Origin of the sequence: Billgrantia campisalis (genome assembly GCF_022341425.1) — a bacterium.
GTDB lineage: Bacteria > Pseudomonadota > Gammaproteobacteria > Pseudomonadales > Halomonadaceae > Halomonas > Halomonas campisalis.
In genome coordinates, this window is sequence record NZ_JABFUC010000002.1 from 296,687 (window position 1) to 315,314 (window position 18,628).

Here is an 18,628-nt window from a genome sequence, read left to right on the forward strand (position 1 = left end):
GGCACGAGACCCATGGCAGAGCGTGACGAGCAACCCACCGAGTCGACGACCAGCGAGACGGCCGCCGTCGACTTCGCCACCACCGTCGAGCGCCTCGAGCAGCTGGTGGAGCGGCTGGAGTCCGGCGAACTCTCGCTGGAAGGGTCGCTTGCCGCCTTCGAGCAGGGAGTGCGCCTGACCCGCGATGCCCAGCGGCGGCTGGACGAAGCCGAACTGCGGGTGCGCACCCTGATCGAGCGCCCCGATGGCGGCATCGATCTCGATCCCTTCAGCACGCCATCGGCGGAGGATGATAGTGAACGCTGACTCACTGGCGGCGCGCCTGGCCGCCGACCGTGCCCGGGTGGACGCCTGCCTTGCCGCGCTGTTCGAGGGGCGCACCGCACCCGGGGTGCGGCTCGAGGCGGCGATGCGCCATGGCCTGCTGGTGGGGGGCAAGCGACTGCGTCCGGTGCTGGTCTACCTGGCCGGTCGCGCCCTGGGGGCCACCGATGAGCGGCTGGATGCGCCCGCTGCCGCCGTTGAGCTGATCCACGCCTACTCGCTGGTGCACGACGACCTGCCGGCCATGGACGACGACGACCTGCGCCGCGGCCAGCCCACGGTGCATCGCGCCTTTGATGAGGCCACCGCGATTCTCGCCGGGGATGCCCTGCAGACCCTGGCCTTCGAGCTGCTGGCCCGCGCCGAGCACCCGCGGCTGCCGGCACTGATGCTGACCCTGGCCGAAGCCGCCGGCCGCGACGGCATGGTGGGCGGGCAGGCGCTGGATCTGGCCGCGGTGGGGGGGCACCCGGACGTCGCGGCGCTGGCGACCATGCATGCCCACAAGACCGGGGCGTTGATCCGCGCGGCGGTGCGCATGGGAGCGCTGACCGCGGTGGCCGAGGACGACCCCCGAGTGGCGGCGCTGGATGCCTATGCGCGCGCCATCGGCCTGGCTTTCCAGATCCACGACGACGTGCTCGATGTGACCGGCGATGCCGATACCCTGGGCAAGGCGTCGGGGGCCGATGCGGCCCGGAACAAGCCGACCTACCCCAGCCTGCTGGGACTCGACGGCGCTCGTGCCCGGGCCGGCGAGCTGGTCGACGAGGCAGTCGCGGCCTTGGCGCCGCTCGGCGATACCCACGCGCCGCTGGCCGAACTGGCCCGCTACATGATCGAACGTGACCACTGATGCGCTTCCCTGACAGACAGATGCCCACATGAAGCTCTACGACGACATTCCCGCCGAGCGCCCGGCCACGCCGCTGCTCGACACCCTGGACACGCCGGCCGCGCTGCGGGCCATGAACGCCGGCCAGCTGGCGCAGGTGGCCGACGAACTGCGTGCCTACCTGCTCTACAGCGTGGGGGTCTCCGGCGGCCACTTCGGCGCCGGCCTGGGGGTAGTGGAGCTCACCGTGGCCCTGCATCATGCCCTGGAGACGCCCCGCGACCGGCTGGTATGGGACGTGGGCCACCAGGCCTATCCGCACAAGATTCTCACCGGCCGCCGCGAGGCGATGACCAGCATTCGCCAGTACGGTGGGCTGGCCGCCTTCCCGCGGCGCGCCGAATCCGAGTACGACACCTTCGGCGTGGGCCACTCCAGCACCTCGATCTCGGCGGCGCTGGGCATGGCCCTGGCGGCCCGCACCGGTGGCGAGCGGCGCCGGGTCTGCGCGGTGATCGGCGACGGTGCCCTGACCGCCGGCATGGCTTTCGAGGCGCTGGCCCACGCCGGCCACGTGGACGCCAACCTGCTGGTGGTACTCAACGACAACGAGATGTCGATCTCCGAGAACGTCGGCGGCATCGCCAGCTACCTGGCCAGTATCCTGGCCAGCAAGCCCTATCTGGCCATGCGCGAGGAGGGCAAGAAGGTGCTGGCGCACCTGCCGGGGGCCCTGGAGCTGGCGCGGCGCACCGAGGAGCACATGAAGGGCATGGTCAGTCCGGCCACGCTGTTCGAGGAGATGGGCTTCAACTATATCGGCCCCCTCGACGGCCACGACCTGCCGACCCTGGTGCAGACGCTGCGCAATATCCGCGACCTGGAGGGCCCTCAGTTCCTGCACGTCAAGACCCGCAAGGGGCGCGGCTTCCTGCCCGCCGAGGCCGACCCCATCGGCTATCACGCCATCACGAAGTTGGAAAAGAGTGAGCCGGAGAAGAACGGCGAAGCCCCGCCACCGCTCAAGCCCCAGGCACCGGCCAAGAAAAAAGCCCCCAAGTATTGCAACGTCTTCGGCGACTGGCTGTGCGACATGGCCGCCGTCGACGAGCGGCTGATCGGCATCACCCCGGCCATGCGCGAGGGCTCCGACCTGATCCGCTTTTCCCGGGAGTACCCGGAGCGCTACTTCGATGTGGCCATCGCCGAGCAGCACGCGGTGACGCTCGCCGCCGGCATGGCCTGCGAGAGCGCCAAGCCGGTGGTGGCGATCTACTCCACCTTCCTGCAGCGCGGCTACGACCAGCTGATCCACGACGTGGCGGTGCAACATCTCGATGTGACCTTCGCCATCGACCGCGCCGGCGTGGTGGGCGAGGACGGCCCGACCCACCACGGCAGCCTGGATCTTTCCTACCTGCGCTGCGTGCCGGGCCTGGTGGTGCTGGCCCCTGCCGACGAGGCCGAGTGCCGAGCCATGCTCAGCGCCGCCTACCACCACCCCGGTCCCGCCGCGGTGCGCTATCCCCGCGGCAGCGGGCCCGGCGCCGCGATTCCCGGCCACCTGGAGCCCCTTCCCATCGGCAAGGCGCAGCATCGCCGCAAGGCCGGTGGCGACAGTGGCCGCGTCGCGCTGCTGGCCTTCGGCAGCCTCAACGGTCCCGCGGCGGCCGTGGCCGAGGCGCTGGATGCCACCCATATCAACATGCGCTCCATCAAGCCCCTGGACCGGGAGACGGTCCTGGCCGCCGCCGCCGAGCACGACCTGCTGGTGACGCTGGAGGAAAACGTGGTGGCCGGCGGCGCCGGCAGCGCCGTGGGCGAGCTGCTGGCCGCCGAGGGCGTGTCGGTGTCGCTGCTTCAGCTGGGCCTGCCCGACGCCTTCGTCGAGCACGGCAAGCCGGCGGAACTGCTCTCCGAGTGCGGGCTGGACGCCGCCGGTATCGAGGCGGCGATCCGAGCCCGGCTGGGCGAGTGAGAACGTGTTTCAGCCCTTGCGCTCGATATCCACATCGCTGGCCTGGGTGAAGTCGCCCAGCGCCATCATGTGGCCGAGCTTGCCGGCCTTGGTGGAGAGGTACTGCTCGTTGTGGGGGTTAAGACCGGTGGTCAGCGGCACCCGCTCGACGATGTTGACGCCGGCCTGGGTCAGGGCATCGACCTTGCGCGGGTTGTTGGTCATCAACCGCAGGCCGGCGATGCCGAGGTGCTCGAGCATCGGCACGCAGAGGTCGTAGCGGCGCAGGTCGGCGCCGAAGCCGAGCTGCTCGTTGGCCTCCACGGTGTCGGCCCCCTGGTCCTGCAGGTGATAGGCGCGGATCTTGTTGAGCAGGCCGATGCCGCGGCCCTCCTGGCGTAGGTAGAGCAGCACGCCGCGCCCCTCATCGGCGATGCGCTTGAGCGCTTCCTGCAGCTGGTAGCCGCAGTCGCAGCGCATCGAGAACAGCGCGTCTCCGGTCAGGCATTCGGAGTGCACCCGCCCCAGCACCGGCGCGCCGTCGGCCACGTCGCCCAGGGTCAGGGCGATATGGTCCTTGCCGGTGGCCTCGTCCTCGAAGCCGTGCATGGTGAAGGTGGCCCAGGGCGTGGGCAGCCGGGAGGCGGCGATGAATCGAATCGTCACGGGGTACCTCGGTGATGAACCACGGCGGTGCCGGAGATGAAGGCGCATTCTATCAGGAACCTCGCCCGCGCTCACGACTGCCTCTCGGTCAGGACCTTGGCCTCGGTCAAGCCGAGCGCCAAACGATGCGCTACAATGTCGCGACATTTCCTGTGGATGACCGCCTGCATGGAACTCAAGAACGATCGCTTTCTGCGCGCCCTGGCGCGTCAACCGGTAGACCGCACCCCGGTGTGGATGATGCGTCAAGCCGGCCGCTACCTGCCGGAGTATCGCGCCACCCGCGCCGAGGCCGGCGATTTCATGGACCTGTGCCGCCATCAGGACCTGGCCTGCGAGGTGACCCTGCAGCCGCTGGAGCGCTATCCGCTGGATGCCGCCATCCTGTTCTCGGATATCCTCACCATCCCCGATGCCATGGGGCTGGGGCTCTACTTCGAGACCGGCGAGGGGCCGAAATTCCGCAAGCCGGTGCGCACCGCGGCCGAGGTCGCGGCGCTCAAGGTGCCGGATGCCGAGCGCGACCTGGACTACGTGATGCGCGCCGTCTCGACCATTCGCCGCGAGCTGAACGGCCGCGTGCCGCTGATCGGCTTCTCCGGCAGCCCCTGGACGCTGGCCACCTATATGGTCGAGGGCAGCTCGAGCAAGGACTTCCGCCATGTGAAGACCATGCTCTACGACACGCCCAGCGTGATGCACGAGCTGCTCGATACCCTGGCCAGCGCGGTCACCGACTACCTCAACGCCCAGATTCGCGCCGGCGCCCAGGCGGTGCAGATCTTTGACACCTGGGGCGGGGCGCTCTCCACGCCGGCCTATCTGGAGTTCTCGCTGCGCTACATGGAGCAGATCGTCGCCGGGCTGATTCGCGAGCATGACGGCCGCCGGGTGCCGGTGATCCTGTTCACCAAGAACGGCGGTCAGTGGCTCGAGGACATCGCCCTGGCGGGCCCGGATGCGGTGGGCCTGGACTGGTCCACCGAGCTCTCCGACGCCCGTGCCCGGGTGGGCCACAAGGTGGCGCTGCAGGGCAACCTGGACCCCAACGTGCTGTTCGCCCGGCCCGCGGCCATCCGTGCCGAGGTGGCCCGCATCCTCGACAGCTACGGGCATGGCCCGGGGCATGTGTTCAACCTGGGGCACGGTATCAGCCAGTTCACCGACCCGGATCGCGTCACCGCCTTCATGGAGGCGCTGCACGAGCTGAGCCCCAGGTATCATCGCGCCATCCAGCACCAGCATGCCTGAGACGCCGGGCTTCTGGCGAAGGCTCTGGTATTGGTGTGACAGCAGTGACCGGCACCGCCTGTGGGCGGTGCTGGCCGTCGTGGCGGCGCTGCTGATCGCCGTGGGCAGCCTGACCCCGGGCAGCGAGATGCCCGAGACCCTGCCCTGGGACAAGTTCAACCACTTCGTCGGCTACGGCGGCCTCGCGGGTCTGGCCGGGCTCGCCGGGGTGAGGCTGCCCATCGCCTTTGTCGGCGTGGTGCTCTACGGCATCGTCATCGAGTATCTGCAGATTCCGGTGCCGGGCCGCAGCGGCGGCGACTGGGCCGATATCTTCGCCAATACCCTGGGCGCGGGCACGGCCGCGCTGGTGCTCTACGCCCTACGCCACCACAGGGCCGGTCGGCGGGACTGACCGCCACGACCCGCCTTGCGCCTTCTCCCAGCACGATCGGCGCCCCGTCACCGCAAAGGTGGCGGGGCGCCGCTGTGTCGGCGTGGCCGCTCGGCTACGGCAACTGGGTTAGGGCAGTTCGGCGCGCTCGATGATCACTGGGGTCTCCGGGGCGTCCTGGAAGGGCCCCTGGGTGCGCGTCGGTACCTGACGGATGGCGTCGACCACCTCCATGCCGTCCACCACCTGGCCGAAGACCGCATAGCCCCAGGTCTGGCCGGACTGCTTGCTCTGGTGGTCGAGGAAGGCGTTGTCGGCGACGTTGATGAAGAACTGGGCGGTGGCGGAGTGGGGGGCACCGGTGCGCGCCATGGCCAGGGTGCCGCGCTCGTTGGCAAGGCCGTTGTCGGCCTCGTTGGTGATCGGGTCGCGGGTGGGCTTCTGGCGGAAGTCCTCGTCGAAGCCGCCGCCCTGGATCATGAAGCCGTCGATCACGCGGTGGAAGAGGGTGCCGTCGTAGTGGCCCTCCTGCACGTAGATCAGGAAGTTGTTGACGCTCTCCGGGGCCTTCTCCTGGAACAACTCGATGGCGATGGGGCCATGGTTGGTGTGCAGGATGACGTCGGCATCGACGTTGTCGGCCTGGGCGGCGAGCGGCAGGGTGCCGGCCACGCAAAGGGTCAGCAGGGTACGTTTCAGCACGGTGGGCTCCTGTAAGGATGGATAGGCTGCCAGCTTAAGCGCTCCGGGCGGCGCTGTCAGGCATCGCATAGCAGGGATCGGCGCTGCGACATCCGGCCACGGGGGATTGTTTGACGTGGGTCAGAAGTGACCGGAGTAAAGAAGTATCCCGTATGGATTTTATGCGGCTTTCCCCGGACCATCCCAGTCATGCAGGTCGAGTCGGCGGCTTTCCGGTACGGAAGGAATCGCTGAACAAATCGCCGAGCGAGATGAAGCGCAAGGCGCACGGAGCACAGGAACCGGAGCATATGGGGTATATGTGAGGATTCCGCGCACCGCGCAACGCAGCGATTCGCTCGTGTAGGCATTTGGGCAGTGTTTCCGGAAGCGACAGCTGCCTCGGCCAGGGATATTCAGATCCTGACCGACCGTGCGGTGATCCTGTCTCGGTCGATTCAGGCGGGAGGTAGCCAATCCATGGTGGCGGAACTCGGTAACTTTGCACTCATTCTGGCGCTGTGCCTGGCCTTGGTCCAGAGCATACTGCCGCTGCTCGGCGCCCAGCGGGGCGATGCGCGCATGATGCGCACCGGTCGCTTTCTGGCCGCCGGCCAGTTCGTCTTCCTGACGCTCTCCTACGCGGTGCTGACCTGGGCCTTCGTGGTCAGCGACTTCTCTGTGCGCTATGTGGCCAGCCACTCGAGCCTGACTCAGCCGCTGATGTACAAGTTTACAGCGGTGTGGGGTGGCCACGAGGGCTCGCTGCTGCTGTGGGTCTGGCTGCTGGGCGCCTGGGGTGTCGCCGTGGCAATCTTCAGCAAGTCGCTACCGCGCGAGATGCTGGCGCGAGTGCTGGGGGTGCTGGGGATGGTCTCGGTGGGCTTCATCGCCTTCACCGTCTTTACCTCCAACCCCTTCGATCGCATCGTGCCCGGTCCGGCCGACGGGCGCGGCATGAATCCGCTGCTCCAGGACCCGGGGATGATCCTGCACCCGCCGCTGCTCTACATGGGCTACGTGGGCACGGCGGTGGTCTTCGCCTTCGCCATCGCCGCCCTGCTCGGCGGCCGCCTGGATGCCGCCTGGGCACGCTGGTCGCGGCCCTGGACCACCGTGGCCTGGGTGTTTCTCACCATGGGAATCGCCATCGGCAGCTGGTGGGCCTACTACGAGCTGGGCTGGGGCGGCTGGTGGTTCTGGGACCCGGTGGAGAATGCCTCCTTCCTGCCCTGGCTGACCGCCACCGCCTTGATCCACTCCCTGGCGGTCTCAGAAAAGCGCGGCGGCTTCAAGGTCTGGTCCCTGATGCTGGCGATCATCACCTTCGCGCTGGTCGTGCTGGCGGCCTTTATCGTGCGCTCGGGGGTAATCACCTCGGTCCACGCCTTCGCCACCGACCCCGAGCGCGGGGTGTTCATCCTCGGCATGCTGGCCCTGACCCTGCTCGGCTCGCTGACCGTCTATGCCTGGCGGGCGCCCAGGGTGGGGCTCGGCGGGGCCTTCCACTGGTACTCGCGGGAGTCGCTGCTGCTGGCCAACAACGTGCTGCTGGCGGTGGCCTGCACCGCGGTATTCATCGGCACCCTCTACCCGCTGGCGCTGGATGCCTTTGGGCTCGGCAAGATCTCCGTGGGCCCTCCCTACTTCGACGCGGTGTTCGCCCCGCTGATGCTGCCGCTGCTGCTGCTGGTGGGCCTCGGCCCCTCGGTGATGTGGAAGCAGGCCGACCCCTGGCAGACCTTCCGCCAGCTGCGCTGGGTGCTGGCGGTGAGCGTGATCGCCGGCGGGCTCTGGCCGCTCACCGTGGGCGCCTGGCGGCCGCTGACGGCGCTCTCGCTGATGCTGGCCACCTGGATCATCCTCACCGCCCTGCTGGATATCCACAAGCGCATGGGCAGCGCCCGCCAGCCGCTGGCGACCCGCCTCAGGAAGGTCATGCGCCCGAGCTTCATGGGCATGCACCTGGCCCATGTGGGGCTGGCGCTGATCGTGGTGGCCATCGCCATGGTGAACACCTACGAGGTAGAGCGCGATGTGCGCCTTGAGCCCGGGCAAAGCGCCTCGGCGGCCGGCTACGACTTCGCCCTGCAGCGCATGGAGGCGGTGCGTGGCCCCAACTGGGACGCCGACCAGGCGGTGGTCGAGGTGACCCGCAACGGCAATCCGGTGGCCACCCTGCTGCCCCAGCGGCGCTACTACGACACCCAGCCCCAGAATCCCATGCACCAAGCCTCGCTGCACCGTGCGCCGACCCGCGATGTCTATGTCTCGCTGGGCGAGCGGCTGGTGGGGGACGCCTGGAGCTTCCGGCTCTACTACAAGCCCTACATGTTCTGGATGTGGACCGGCGCCATCCTGCTCGCCATCGGCGGGTTGCTGGCCGCCTGCGACAAGCGCTATCGGCTGGTGCGCAATCGCGCCGGCGCCCGGCGTGAAGCCGAGGCCCGCAACGCCATGGCCGCCCGCGAGGTGACCTCCTCATGAAGCTACGCCTGCTGATCCCGCTGGTGGCGGTATCCGCCCTGCTGGGGCTGCTGTTCATCGGCCTGGGGATGAATTCCCGCGACCTGCCCTCGCCGCTGGTAGGCAAGCCGGCGCCGCCCTTCGAGCTGGAGGCGCTGGAGGACGCCGGGCGCACCCTCACCGAGCAGGACTTCATCGGCGAGGTGGCGCTGGTCAACGTCTGGGCCACCTGGTGCAGCACCTGCCGCGCCGAGAAGCCGCTGCTGATGGAGCTGGCCCGGGGCGGCATCCCCATTCACGCCTTCAACTACCGCGATGAGCGCGAGGCGGCGGTGCGCTACCTGGACGTCAGCGGCAGCCCCTATGAGGTCATCGCCTATGACCCGAGCGGCGATGCCGGCATGGACTGGGGGGTCTACGCCACGCCCGAGACCTATGTGCTCGATCACCGTGGCGTCATCCGCTACAAGCGCATCGGCCCGCTGAACCGCCAGCTGCTGCTCGACGAGGTGCTGCCGCTGGTCGAGAAACTTCGCGCCGAACAGGAGCAGGAGGCCGCCCAGACATGAGCCATTGCCCTCACCAACCGCTGCGCCGCCTGCCGCTGTGGCTGGCCGCCCTGGTCGCCTGGCTGCTGCCGGCGGGCCTGGCCATGGCGGTGGCCATCGGCGAGCCCATTGAGTTCGAGACCGAGGCCCAGCAGCGCCAGTACCAGACCCTGGTGCGCGAGCTGCGCTGCACGGTGTGCCAGAGCGAGACCATTCACGAGTCCAACGCCGAGCTTGCCGCCGATATGCGTCGCCGGGTCTACCAGATGACCCTCGACGGCCACGACGGCGACGCCATCGTCGACTTCATGGTGGCCCGCTACGGCGACTACGTGCGCTACCGCCCGCCGGTGCAGGCCAATACCGCAGTGCTGTGGGCCAGCCCCTTCCTGCTGGCGCTGATCGGCGCCGGCTTCTGGTGGCAGATCATTCGCGGGCGCCGACAGATGGCCCAGCGCCCCGAGTTTACCGAGCAGGAGCGCGCCGCGCTCAAGCGACTCAATCGCGGCGAGTGACGCCGGGAGGTTAGTGATGAACGGTCTGTTTCTCTTGTTTGCCCTGGCTCTGTGCCTGCTGGCCCTGGCCTTCGTGGTGGTGCCGCTGCTACGCGAGCCGCCAGGCGACGACGCCGATACCCAGCGGGCGGTCAACCTGGCGGTGCACCGCGACCGGGTCCGCGAGCTGGACCAGGACCTGGCGGCCGGGACCCTGACTCGGGCGCAGTATGACATCGCCCTGGCCGACCTGGAGCGCGAGCTGCTCGACAGCGGAGCCGTCGACCCGGAGGAAGTGCCCGCCAAGGGACCTGGCGTCGGGCGCCTGCCCCGGGTGGCGGCCTTCGCCAGCGTCGCCGCGGTGCCCTTCCTGGCGGTAGGCATCTACCTCAGCGTGGGCCACGCCGACGAGGTCTTCGCCACCCAGCTGCCGCCGGGCGAGATGCAGGCGGCCCCCCGCGAGGCGCCGCCCTCCGACGAGCAGCTACAGCGTGAATTCGAGCGGCTCGCGCAGCAGCTCCAGGGGCGGCTGGCCCAGGAGCCGGAGGACCTCGAAAGCTGGGTGCTGCTGGGCCGGACCCTGGTCTTTCTCGACGACCTGGAGGCGGCGGAGCGCGCCTTCCGCGAGGCGATGCGCCACGGTGGCGAACGCGACCCGGACCTGCTGACCCGCTACGCGGACGTACTGGCGGAGCGTCAGGGCAGCCTCGCGGGTGAGCCCATGGCGCTGATCGAGCAGGCCCTGGCGCTGGACCCCGACCACGCTCAGGGGCTGTGGATGGCCGGTACCCAGGCCTTCCAGGCCGCCGAACTGGATGCCGCACGGCGCCACTGGGAGCGGCTGCTGGGGACCCTGGATGAGGACTCCCCGGAGGCCGAGATCATCCGCGGCAACCTGGCCCAGCTCGCCCGGGCGGCTGAGGAAGGTTGATTCCGATTGCATACCCAAGGAGGTGGCCATGAAGACGCCGCTGAGCCGTGACGCCCTGCAGGCCGTTCGGCAGGTTCCCCTGTTCACCGGGCTCAAGGACGACACCCTGGCGCTGTTGACCGGTGGCGCCCTGGAGCGCAGCTACCGGCGCGGGACCCTGCTGTTCAGCGAGGGCGAGCCGGCGGATCGCTTCTACGTGGTGCTGGACGGCTGGGTCAAGCTGTTCCGCGAGAGCCCCGACGGCAACGAGTGCATGGTGGGGCTGTTCACCCGGGGCGAATCCTTCGCCGAGGCGGCGATGTTCGACCGGCTCGGCTTCCCGGTGCATGCCGCGGTGGCCGAGGATGCCCGGCTGCTGATCTTCACCGCCGACCACTTCCTCTCGACCCTGGAGCAGAATCACGAGCTGGCGCTCAACCTGCTGGCCAATCTCTCCGGGATGCTGCGCTACCTGGTGCGCCAGCTCGACCAGCTCACCAATCAGCCCACTTACCAGCGCCTGGCCGCCTTCATCGTCTCGCTGTGCCCACGCGGTGCCCAGCGCGCCACCGTCTGCCTGCCCTGCGACAAGCTGTTGATTGCCGGGCGTTTGGGTATGAAGCCGGAGAGCTTTTCGCGGGCCATGGCGCGGCTCAAGGAGGTCGGCGTACGCTGCGAGCGCAACTGCGTTCAGGTGGATGACGTGGCCGCGCTGCTGCGTTTCGCCAACGGCTGCGATGACGCCGAGACAACCCGCCAGAGCACTTTCTCGCCCCTACCTCTGACATAAGTCAACTCCAGGATGCATCAATTGACAGTGGTCAAGTGAGGGGGGGGCGAAAACTGCTACTACTAAGCCTAGGTGGAGGGTGGCTGATGGTAGTGGCCGATAGCTGACGGTATCGGTCCTGCCGGACACCCGCCAGGCACTACCCCAAGGGGAAACCAAGCGAGGCACGTTATGCACAAGAGAGCATTGAGCAAGGGGATTTTCGCCCTCAGCTTCCCGCTGGCCGCTATGATGGGCACCGCCCAGGCCGCGGCACCGGAAATGACGGCGGAAGAAATGGACCGCGCCAGCAACATCTACTTCCAGCGCTGTGCCGGCTGCCACGGTACCCTGCGCAAGGGCGCCACCGGTCCGGGCCTGCTGCCCGAGGACACTATCGAGATGGGCCAGCGTCGCCTGGAGAGCATCATCACGCTGGGCACCGAAGGCGGGATGAACAACTTCGACGGCATCCTCGATCCCGAGGAAATCACCCTGATCTCCAAGTACATCCAGCAGACCCCGGAAGAGCCGCCGGAGATGTCGCTTGCCGACATCCGCGACACCTGGGAAATCGTGGTGCCGCAGGATCAGTGGCCGGATGAGCCCCAGCACGATCGCAACTGGGAAAACTTCATGGTCACCATCCTGCGTGACCGTGGCGCCATGGGCATCATCGACGGCGACACCAAGGAAGTCGTCACCGAGGCCGAGACCGGCTACGCCGTGCACGTGGCCAAGTCGAGCTCCGACGGCCGCTTCTGGTACGTCCAGGGCCGTGACGGCCGCCTCTCCAAGATCGACCTCTGGATGGATCCGCCCCAGGTGACCGCCGAGGTGTTCATCGGCATCGACGCCCGCGACGTGGCGGTGTCCAAGTACGGCGAGTGGAAGGATAAGTACGTCATCGGCGGCGGCTACTGGCCCCCCCACTTCGTGATCGCCGACGCCGAGACCATGGAGCCGCTGAAGGTCGTCTCTACCCGCGGCTACAACACCAAGGGCGAGTATGTCCACGAGGCCCGCGTGGCGGCGCTCTACGACACGCCCCATGCGCCCACCTTCCTGGTCAACGTCAAGGAGACCGGTCAGGTCTGGCAGGTCGATTACAGCGATATCGACAACCTGCGTATGGACCAAATCGCGTCGGCCGAGTACCTGCACGATGGCTTCTTCGATTCCACCGGCCGCTACTTCATGATCGCGGCCAACTTCAGCCACAAGATGGCGTTCATCGACACCGTAGAGCGCAAGCTCGTCAGCCTGCTCAATACCGGTGAGATCCCGCACCCGGGGCCGGGCGCCAACTGGATCGACCCGGAGTGTGGTCCGGTAGCCGGCACCACCCACCTGGGTGAAGGCCTCGTGACCTTCTGGGGTACCGATCCGGAGAACAATCCGGACCACGCCTGGGAGATCTGCGGCACCGTCGAGACCGACGGCCCGGGGCTCTTCCTGCGTAGCCACCCGGACTCCCCGCACGTCTGGATCGACCAGTCGATGCACCCGGAGGCCGACGTCAACCAGTGGATCATGGTCATGGACAAGGAGACCCGCGAGCTGACGCCGATCCATGTCGCCGACCGTCCCGCCGAGCATGACGCCGTGGCCCTGCACATGGAGTACGACCAGTCCGGTACCGAGGTGTGGGTCTCCATCTGGGCCCGCGGCCGCGGTCACCAGGACGACGGCGCTATCGTCATCTATGACGACAAGACCATGGAAGAGATTGGTCGCGTCGAGAACCTGAACACGCCGACCGGCAAGTTCAACGTCTACAACCGCAAGGCTAAGTACAAGCGCAGCTAAGCCGACCTGCCGGAGCGCCCCAGGGCGCTCCGGCCCCTTCTTCAGCCGTTTCGCGTCAGGCAAGGGCGCAGAGCGGCTGAAGAAGGGGCCGGCGCACAACCTATAACCAGGCGGCAGGGCAGACTGATGAAAGCAACGGGTATCAAGAAAAATTCGGGAGATTGATCATGGGGGAGCGTCTACGCAACTGGCGCAGGTTGACCATCATGGGAGCGTCACTGAGCGCTGCCGTGGTGTTCTTCGTTGCCGGTATCCTGTTCTGGGGTGGCTTCAATACTGTGATGGTGGCCACCAACAGCATGCAGTTCTGCAGCTCGGCCTGCCACGAGATGACCTGGGTCTACGAGGAGTACAAGGACCGGGCCCACTACCAGAATCCCACTGGCGTGGGGGCCACCTGCGCCGACTGTCACGTGCCCCGGGAGTGGGGACCCAAGATGATCCGCAAGATCGAGGCCAGCCGTGAGGTGTGGCACTGGATGCTGGGGACCATCAATACCGAGGAGAAGTTCGAGGACAAGCGTTTGCACTTGGCCGAGAACGTCTGGCGCTCGATGCTGCGCACCGACTCGCGCGAGTGTCGCAACTGCCACGACTGGTCGGCCATGGATCTAGAGGAGCAGGCGCCCCGTGCGGCCCGCGAGCACGCCCGCGCCTTCGAGCAGGGCCAGACCTGCATCGAGTGCCACCAGGGCATCGCCCACGAGCTGCCCGAAGACTGGGACGAGTCGCCGGTATGGGCCGCACGCTTCGAGCATGACACCGACGCCGACCTCGACCGCGGTGCGCCCGAAGTGCCGCTGGAAGCCGAAGACCTGGGCGAAGCCGTGGTGGCCGAGGGCGATATTGCCTCGACGCTGGACTGGGACGACGTCCCGGCACTCGATGTGACCCTCTTCCTGCCCGGCCAGGCCTCCATCGAGTGGATCCAGGACGGCAGCGAGCACGGTGGCGGCCGCGCCTTCAGCTTTGGTGACCGCTGTGTCTGGTGTCACGCCGGCGAGGAGGAGCAGATCGGTCAGATGGCGGTCAACGCCGAGAAGTTCGAGACCTTCGATCTCGGCGACAAGCGCGGCCATGTGCCGATGACCGTGCAGGCCTCCTTCGACGACGACTACCTGTTCATGCGCTTCCAGTGGGAAGAAGGCGAGCATGCGCCGCTGCCCTTCGTCGACGGCGGACGCATGGACCCCGACAACCCCATGAAGCTGACCGTGAGCTTCGCCGACGATCGCGTCGACATGGCCGACCGTGGCGGTTGCTGGGCGAGCTGCCACCACGACTCCACCTATATGCCGGATGCCCCGGACGAGGAGGCCCTGAGCGAGACCGAGCTGGCCGAGCGCCTGGAGCTGATGAACGGTGTCACCAAGTACCTGTCCGAGAGTCGTACCGACATCGAGATTCGCGGACGGCGCGGCGCGGCCCGCGGGGGCTGGGACAAGCTCAAGGAAGAGGAGGAGATCGCCGAGCTGCTGGGCGGCGGTGTCTACCTTGACGTGGCGCGCTTCAAGAGCGGCGATCAGCTGACCGAAAGCGGCTATATCCTCGAGCAGCGTCATCTCTCCGAGAGCGACGCGGTGGTCATGGCCGCCGAGGAAGCCGACGGCGTCTGGACGGCCTACCTGACCCGTGCCCTGCGCACCGGCGTGGAAGGCGACAAGCCGCTCTCCACCGACGGCAAGTACAGCTTCAACGTGGCCCTGCATGACGACTACGCCTCGTCGCGCTTCCACCACGTTTCCTGGCAGTACGGCCTGGCCTTCGACGCCGAGATTCCCGGCGACTTCGAAGACGACATGGTGGAAATCAACGCCACGCGCATCACCCGGTGATGCGCCCGGCACCAGAGGAGTAAGTAGCGATGCGCAAACGGCTTCTCACCCTTGGTGTCAGCCTGCTGGCCACCCTGCTGATCGGCGGGGCGGCCCAGGCCGGCAGCGAGAAAGACGCTAACGGCGCCGCCGACGATGATGTGGTCGTGGTGGACATGGTGAACAACGAGTTCGTGCCGATGGAGCTGGAGGTAACCGTCGGCACCACGGTGCGCTGGCTCAATGTGGAGCGTCGCTCCAACCACGACATCTACTTCCCGGAGGAGGATATCGCCTCGGGCCGACTCTTTCCCGAGGAGAGCTGGGAGCGCACCTTCGACGAAGCGGGCACCTACGAGTACTACTGCCAACCCCACGAGAATCGCGGCATGCACGGCGTGATTCGGGTGGTCGAGGCCAGCGAGGACGAGTAGCCGGCCACGGAGCGGCCGGTTCCACGCAGCAAGCAAGCGGTGCCGTGACGCACCGACAACAGAGGAGTTCGCATGGCGATAACCACTCAACCCGCAGCCTGGGTCACCGGGCTGCTGACCTCCCTGGCGCTGGCCACGGCCGGCGCCGCGGTGGCGGCGGAAGGTCCCGACGGCTATCGCAGCGCCGACTTCGGCATGTCGTCCGAGGCGGTGATGGAGCGTCTCGAGGGAGACGGCGTGGTCAATGTCTCGGTCCATGAGACCGACGACGGCGATATCATCATCGACGGTGAGCTGCAGACCGAGGGCGAGCCGGAAACCGATCTGCGCTATGTCTTCCCCGGCGGGCAGGACCAGCTGGCGCTGGTGGTGGCCTTCCACCCCCAGGTCGATGACCACGCCACCGTCAAGCAGCAGCTCGAGGCGCGCTACGGCCAGCCCTGGGTAGAGGAGTTGGCCGAGTGGTGGTTCGAGCAACTCAAGGAGGGCATGCCCGAGGAGCCCCGTAGTCTCTACGTCTGGGGCGGCGAGGGCGATGAGGTCACCGAGCGGGGACGTTTCGTGCGTCTGTGGTCCTTCGATGACTACCTCTCGGTGGAGTATCTCGATACCCAGCTGTTTCGCTGATCGGCGGCGCCCACAGTGATTCATTTTTCAGCCGCCCTTCGGGGCGGCTTTTCGATTGAGGACATCGGCCAATGAAAAGACCCTTACTGCCGGCGCTGCTGGCGACCGCCCTGCTCAGCATCGCGGCCCATGCCGACCAGGGGCATCACGGCCACGCCCATGGGCATGATCACGCCCACGGCGAGGCAGAGACCGCGGCGGGGCCCTTCGAGGTACGCGGTATCTTCCTGGGGCACGACGAGGGCGAGGGCCGGGTGACTCTGGCCCACGAGGCGATTCCCGAGGTGATGATGGCCATGCGCATGCACCTCGCCTTGCCGGAGGGCGAGGCGGTGCCGGCGCTGGAGGTGGGCGACAAGGTCAGCTTCCAGATGTTCAGCCGCATCGAGGCCGGCCAGCGCTGGTACGCCGAGGGGCTTGAGCCGCTGCCCGAGGGTACCGAGTTGACGCTACCCGATGCGCTGCGCGAGGCGATCGGTCACTGAACGGACGCTACCCCGCTCGCGTGACCAGGCGCCGCCCAGCAGGGCGGCGCCTGGTCGTTAAGGGGTTAGGCGATAAGGGAGTCACGCGATGGCGTGTTTCTTCATGCGATAGAGCAGGGTGTCGCGGGTCAGTCCCAGCAGCCGGGCCGCCCGGGAGCGGTTGCCCTGGGCCTGCTCCAGGGCCTGGCGGATCAGCTGACCCTCCAGCGCCTCGAGGCTCACCCCACCCGCGGGCAGCTGCCAGGGCGCATCGCCCTGGCGGGGCGCGGCCGCCTGCAGCCAGTCGTTCGGGAGATCCTCAGCGTCAATCGAGCGGCCGTGCATCAGCACCACGCAGCGCTCGATCAGGTTGCGCAGCTCGCGAACATTGCCGGGCCAGCCATGGTCGGCGAGCCGGCGTAGCAGGCCGTTGGCAAGCGCTGGGGGCTCGACACCGTGGCGACCGGCGAGCTCCTCGCAGAAGCGCCGTGCCAGCAGCGGCAGGTCGCCATCGCGTTCACGCAGCGGCGGCAGCTCCAGTGGAATCACGTGCAGGCGGTAGAAGAGGTCCTCGCGGAAGGTGCCGTCGGCGACCCGGGTGCGCAGGTCCTGGTGGGTGGCGGCCAGGATGCGGACATCGACTCGCTCCACGAGGCCGGCGCCCAGCGCCTGGCACTCGCCATACTCCAGAAAGCGCAGCAGCTTGGCCTGGGCCGCCGGCGGCAGCTCCGCCACCTCGTCGAGAAACAGGGTGCCCCCGTGGGCCTGCTGCACCCGGCCAGGGGTGTCGGCCTGGGCACCGGTGAAGGCACCCCGCTGGTAGCCGAACAGCTCGGATTCGACCAGCTCCTCGGGCAACGCGGCGCAGTTCAGGGTGATCCAGGGACCCTGGGCGCGGCGGCTGCTCTGATGCACCAGGCGTGCCAGCAGCTCCTTGCCGGTGCCGCTCTCGCCGAGAATCAGCACGGTGGCGTCGGTCGCGGCCACCAGGCGCGCCGAGCGCACTACCGCCTGCAGCGCGGGGGATTCGCCGACCAGTTCGAAGCGTGAATCGTGGTTTGCCGTAACCCTGTTCATCCGATCTCCCTTCATGGCCCTCCCCAATGGGTGAGCATCAGCGGCACCGGGGCCAGCACGATGATGATCAGCCCGGCAAGGCGACGCACGGCCGGTGTACGCAGTCTCGCCGCCGCGCCGCTGGCCATGACGCCGACGGTGAACAGCATCGGCATGGTGCCGAGGCCGAAGAACAGCATGAACAGCGCACCGCGCCAGGCGTCTTCCGTGGTCAGGCTGTAGACCAGTGCCGAGTAGACCAGCCCGCAGGGCAGCCAGCCCCATACCAGGCCGAAGCCGTAGGCCTGATAGAGGCGGCGCACCGGCAGTAGCCGGCGCCCCAGAGGCTCCAGGCGCTGCCACAGCGGACGCCCTACGGCCTCGATACGCGCGAAGCGCGGAAACCAACCGGCGATATAGAGCCCCACGGCGACCAGGAAGGTGGCACCCAGCAACGCCATCAGCGGGCGGTTGGTGGCGCCTACGGCGCTGCTCAGCATCCCGGCGCCGCCGGCGACCAGGGCGCCGGCCAGCAGATAGCTGCTGATGCGTCCGGCGTTGTAGGTCAAGTTGAATGCCATCAGCCTGCGTGGTCTCGCTCGCACCTCGGGGGAGAGGCTGAACGTCAGGGCGCCGGCGATTCCGCCGCACATGCCCAGGCAGTGCGTGCTGCTGAGCAGCCCCAGCAGGAAAGCTATGGTCCACTCAGCCGGCATGACGGCTAGCTCCCTTAATGTGCCGTGACGACTGCTTGTGCCATTTCACCCTGCTGTGTCATCTGACATGGCCGGCGTGGCAGATGCCACAAGCATACTCATTGGGCGGCGCGGCTGTCGCCTGCCGTTATCGGGAAAGTGTGGAGACAGGCCCTTCAAATCAACAAGATGCATATTCATGGCAGTGATGGCTAACGTTGGCATGGAAACTGCTGGGTAATAGATACCGTTTCGTAAGAGAGAAGTCCTTGCACGGCCCCGTTCGGGGCCGTTTTTTTGCGTGCGCCAGGCATGGCGCGCAGCGCCTGGCTGGCGTTGCGGCATTTGCCCCAGTGGCTCGGGGATTTGGCTTACTCGGCGGTGAGCCAGGTGCCAGTCAGCGGCGCCAGAGCTTCCGGTGTGCACAATAAAACATCCTTTAAATCAATGCGCTG

General features: G+C 67.7%; 19 protein-coding genes. 15 read left to right on the plus strand and 4 right to left on the minus strand.

The window, feature by feature from the left end:
* The first annotated feature begins 12 nt into the window (after positions 1-12).
* The 3 genes from HOP52_RS03370 to dxs are packed head-to-tail and all read left to right on the plus strand — an operon-like array spanning position 13 to position 3,137.
* Positions 13-306 (plus strand): exodeoxyribonuclease VII small subunit, encoded by a 294-nt coding sequence (locus tag HOP52_RS03370; protein ID WP_238975853.1) that lies wholly within the window; start codon positions 13-15, stop codon positions 304-306.
* Complete coding sequence (locus HOP52_RS03375; protein WP_238975854.1) at positions 290-1,180, plus strand: farnesyl diphosphate synthase; 891 nt, start codon at positions 290-292, stop codon at positions 1,178-1,180. The genes HOP52_RS03370 and HOP52_RS03375 overlap by 17 nt, the downstream gene beginning before the upstream one ends.
* A gap of 28 nt (positions 1,181-1,208) precedes the next feature.
* Positions 1,209-3,137 (plus strand): 1-deoxy-D-xylulose-5-phosphate synthase, encoded by a 1,929-nt coding sequence (gene dxs, locus HOP52_RS03380; protein WP_238975855.1) that lies wholly within the window; start codon positions 1,209-1,211, stop codon positions 3,135-3,137.
* Between the two features lie 9 nt (positions 3,138-3,146).
* On the opposite strand, the gene ribA is transcribed toward dxs, so the two are convergent.
* Positions 3,147-3,782: a GTP cyclohydrolase II gene (ribA, locus tag HOP52_RS03385; RefSeq protein ID WP_238975856.1), complete on the minus strand. Its 636-nt coding sequence runs from the start codon at positions 3,780-3,782 to the stop codon at positions 3,147-3,149.
* Between the two features lie 168 nt (positions 3,783-3,950).
* Here ribA and hemE point away from each other — a divergent pair, with 168 nt between their 5' ends.
* Positions 3,951-5,033 (plus strand): uroporphyrinogen decarboxylase, encoded by a 1,083-nt coding sequence (gene hemE, locus HOP52_RS03390; RefSeq protein ID WP_238975972.1) that lies wholly within the window; start codon positions 3,951-3,953, stop codon positions 5,031-5,033.
* Entirely contained in the window at positions 5,026-5,427 is a 402-nt protein-coding gene (locus tag HOP52_RS03395; protein ID WP_238975857.1) for a VanZ family protein, read from the plus strand. Before hemE ends, HOP52_RS03395 begins: the two co-directional genes overlap by 8 nt.
* 108 nt (positions 5,428-5,535) lie before the next feature.
* Here HOP52_RS03395 and HOP52_RS03400 read toward each other — a convergent pair whose 3' ends face one another.
* Entirely contained in the window at positions 5,536-6,066 is a 531-nt protein-coding gene (locus tag HOP52_RS03400) for a peptidylprolyl isomerase (protein ID WP_275298061.1), read from the minus strand.
* Positions 6,067-6,567: 501 nt separating this feature from the next.
* Between HOP52_RS03400 and HOP52_RS03405 the strand changes: the two genes are divergently transcribed.
* From HOP52_RS03405 to HOP52_RS03450, 10 genes are all read left to right on the plus strand, one after another.
* On the plus strand, positions 6,568-8,574 hold the full coding sequence (locus tag HOP52_RS03405; protein ID WP_238975858.1) for a heme lyase CcmF/NrfE family subunit: 2,007 nt from the start codon (positions 6,568-6,570) through the stop codon (positions 8,572-8,574).
* The gene (locus HOP52_RS03410; protein WP_238975859.1) at positions 8,571-9,122 is read left to right on the plus strand and encodes a DsbE family thiol:disulfide interchange protein; all 552 of its coding nucleotides are present in this window, start codon (positions 8,571-8,573) and stop codon (positions 9,120-9,122) included. Before HOP52_RS03405 ends, HOP52_RS03410 begins: the two co-directional genes overlap by 4 nt.
* Entirely contained in the window at positions 9,119-9,616 is a 498-nt protein-coding gene (locus HOP52_RS03415) for a cytochrome c-type biogenesis protein (RefSeq protein WP_238975860.1), read from the plus strand. Before HOP52_RS03410 ends, HOP52_RS03415 begins: the two co-directional genes overlap by 4 nt.
* A gap of 16 nt (positions 9,617-9,632) precedes the next feature.
* Positions 9,633-10,526: a c-type cytochrome biogenesis protein CcmI gene (gene ccmI / locus HOP52_RS03420; protein ID WP_238975861.1), complete on the plus strand. Its 894-nt coding sequence runs from the start codon at positions 9,633-9,635 to the stop codon at positions 10,524-10,526.
* A gap of 28 nt (positions 10,527-10,554) precedes the next feature.
* A complete protein-coding gene (locus HOP52_RS03425) occupies positions 10,555-11,295 on the plus strand; it encodes a Crp/Fnr family transcriptional regulator (RefSeq protein ID WP_238975862.1) in 741 nt (246 codons plus the stop codon).
* 171 nt (positions 11,296-11,466) lie between these two features.
* Positions 11,467-13,083 carry a cytochrome D1 domain-containing protein gene (locus HOP52_RS03430; protein ID WP_238975863.1) on the plus strand — a complete coding sequence of 539 codons (1,617 nt, stop codon included), beginning with the start codon at positions 11,467-11,469 and terminating at the stop codon, positions 13,081-13,083.
* Between the two features lie 167 nt (positions 13,084-13,250).
* A complete protein-coding gene (locus tag HOP52_RS03435; protein WP_238975864.1) occupies positions 13,251-14,918 on the plus strand; it encodes a NapC/NirT family cytochrome c in 1,668 nt (555 codons plus the stop codon).
* 29 nt (positions 14,919-14,947) lie between these two features.
* A complete protein-coding gene (locus HOP52_RS03440; protein ID WP_238975865.1) occupies positions 14,948-15,331 on the plus strand; it encodes a cupredoxin domain-containing protein in 384 nt (127 codons plus the stop codon).
* Positions 15,332-15,403: 72 nt separating this feature from the next.
* Positions 15,404-15,958: a hypothetical protein gene (locus HOP52_RS03445; RefSeq protein ID WP_238975866.1), complete on the plus strand. Its 555-nt coding sequence runs from the start codon at positions 15,404-15,406 to the stop codon at positions 15,956-15,958.
* 71 nt (positions 15,959-16,029) lie between these two features.
* Positions 16,030-16,443 (plus strand): copper-binding protein, encoded by a 414-nt coding sequence (locus tag HOP52_RS03450; protein ID WP_238975867.1) that lies wholly within the window; start codon positions 16,030-16,032, stop codon positions 16,441-16,443.
* A gap of 81 nt (positions 16,444-16,524) precedes the next feature.
* Here the strand turns inward: HOP52_RS03450 and HOP52_RS03455 are convergent, their stop codons facing one another.
* Both HOP52_RS03455 and HOP52_RS03460 read right to left on the minus strand, forming a co-directional pair.
* Positions 16,525-17,499 (minus strand): sigma-54 interaction domain-containing protein, encoded by a 975-nt coding sequence (locus HOP52_RS03455; RefSeq protein WP_238975868.1) that lies wholly within the window; start codon positions 17,497-17,499, stop codon positions 16,525-16,527.
* Between the two features lie 11 nt (positions 17,500-17,510).
* Positions 17,511-18,194 carry a sulfite exporter TauE/SafE family protein gene (locus HOP52_RS03460; protein ID WP_238975869.1) on the minus strand — a complete coding sequence of 228 codons (684 nt, stop codon included), beginning with the start codon at positions 18,192-18,194 and terminating at the stop codon, positions 17,511-17,513.
* Between the last annotated feature and the right edge of the window lie 434 nt (positions 18,195-18,628).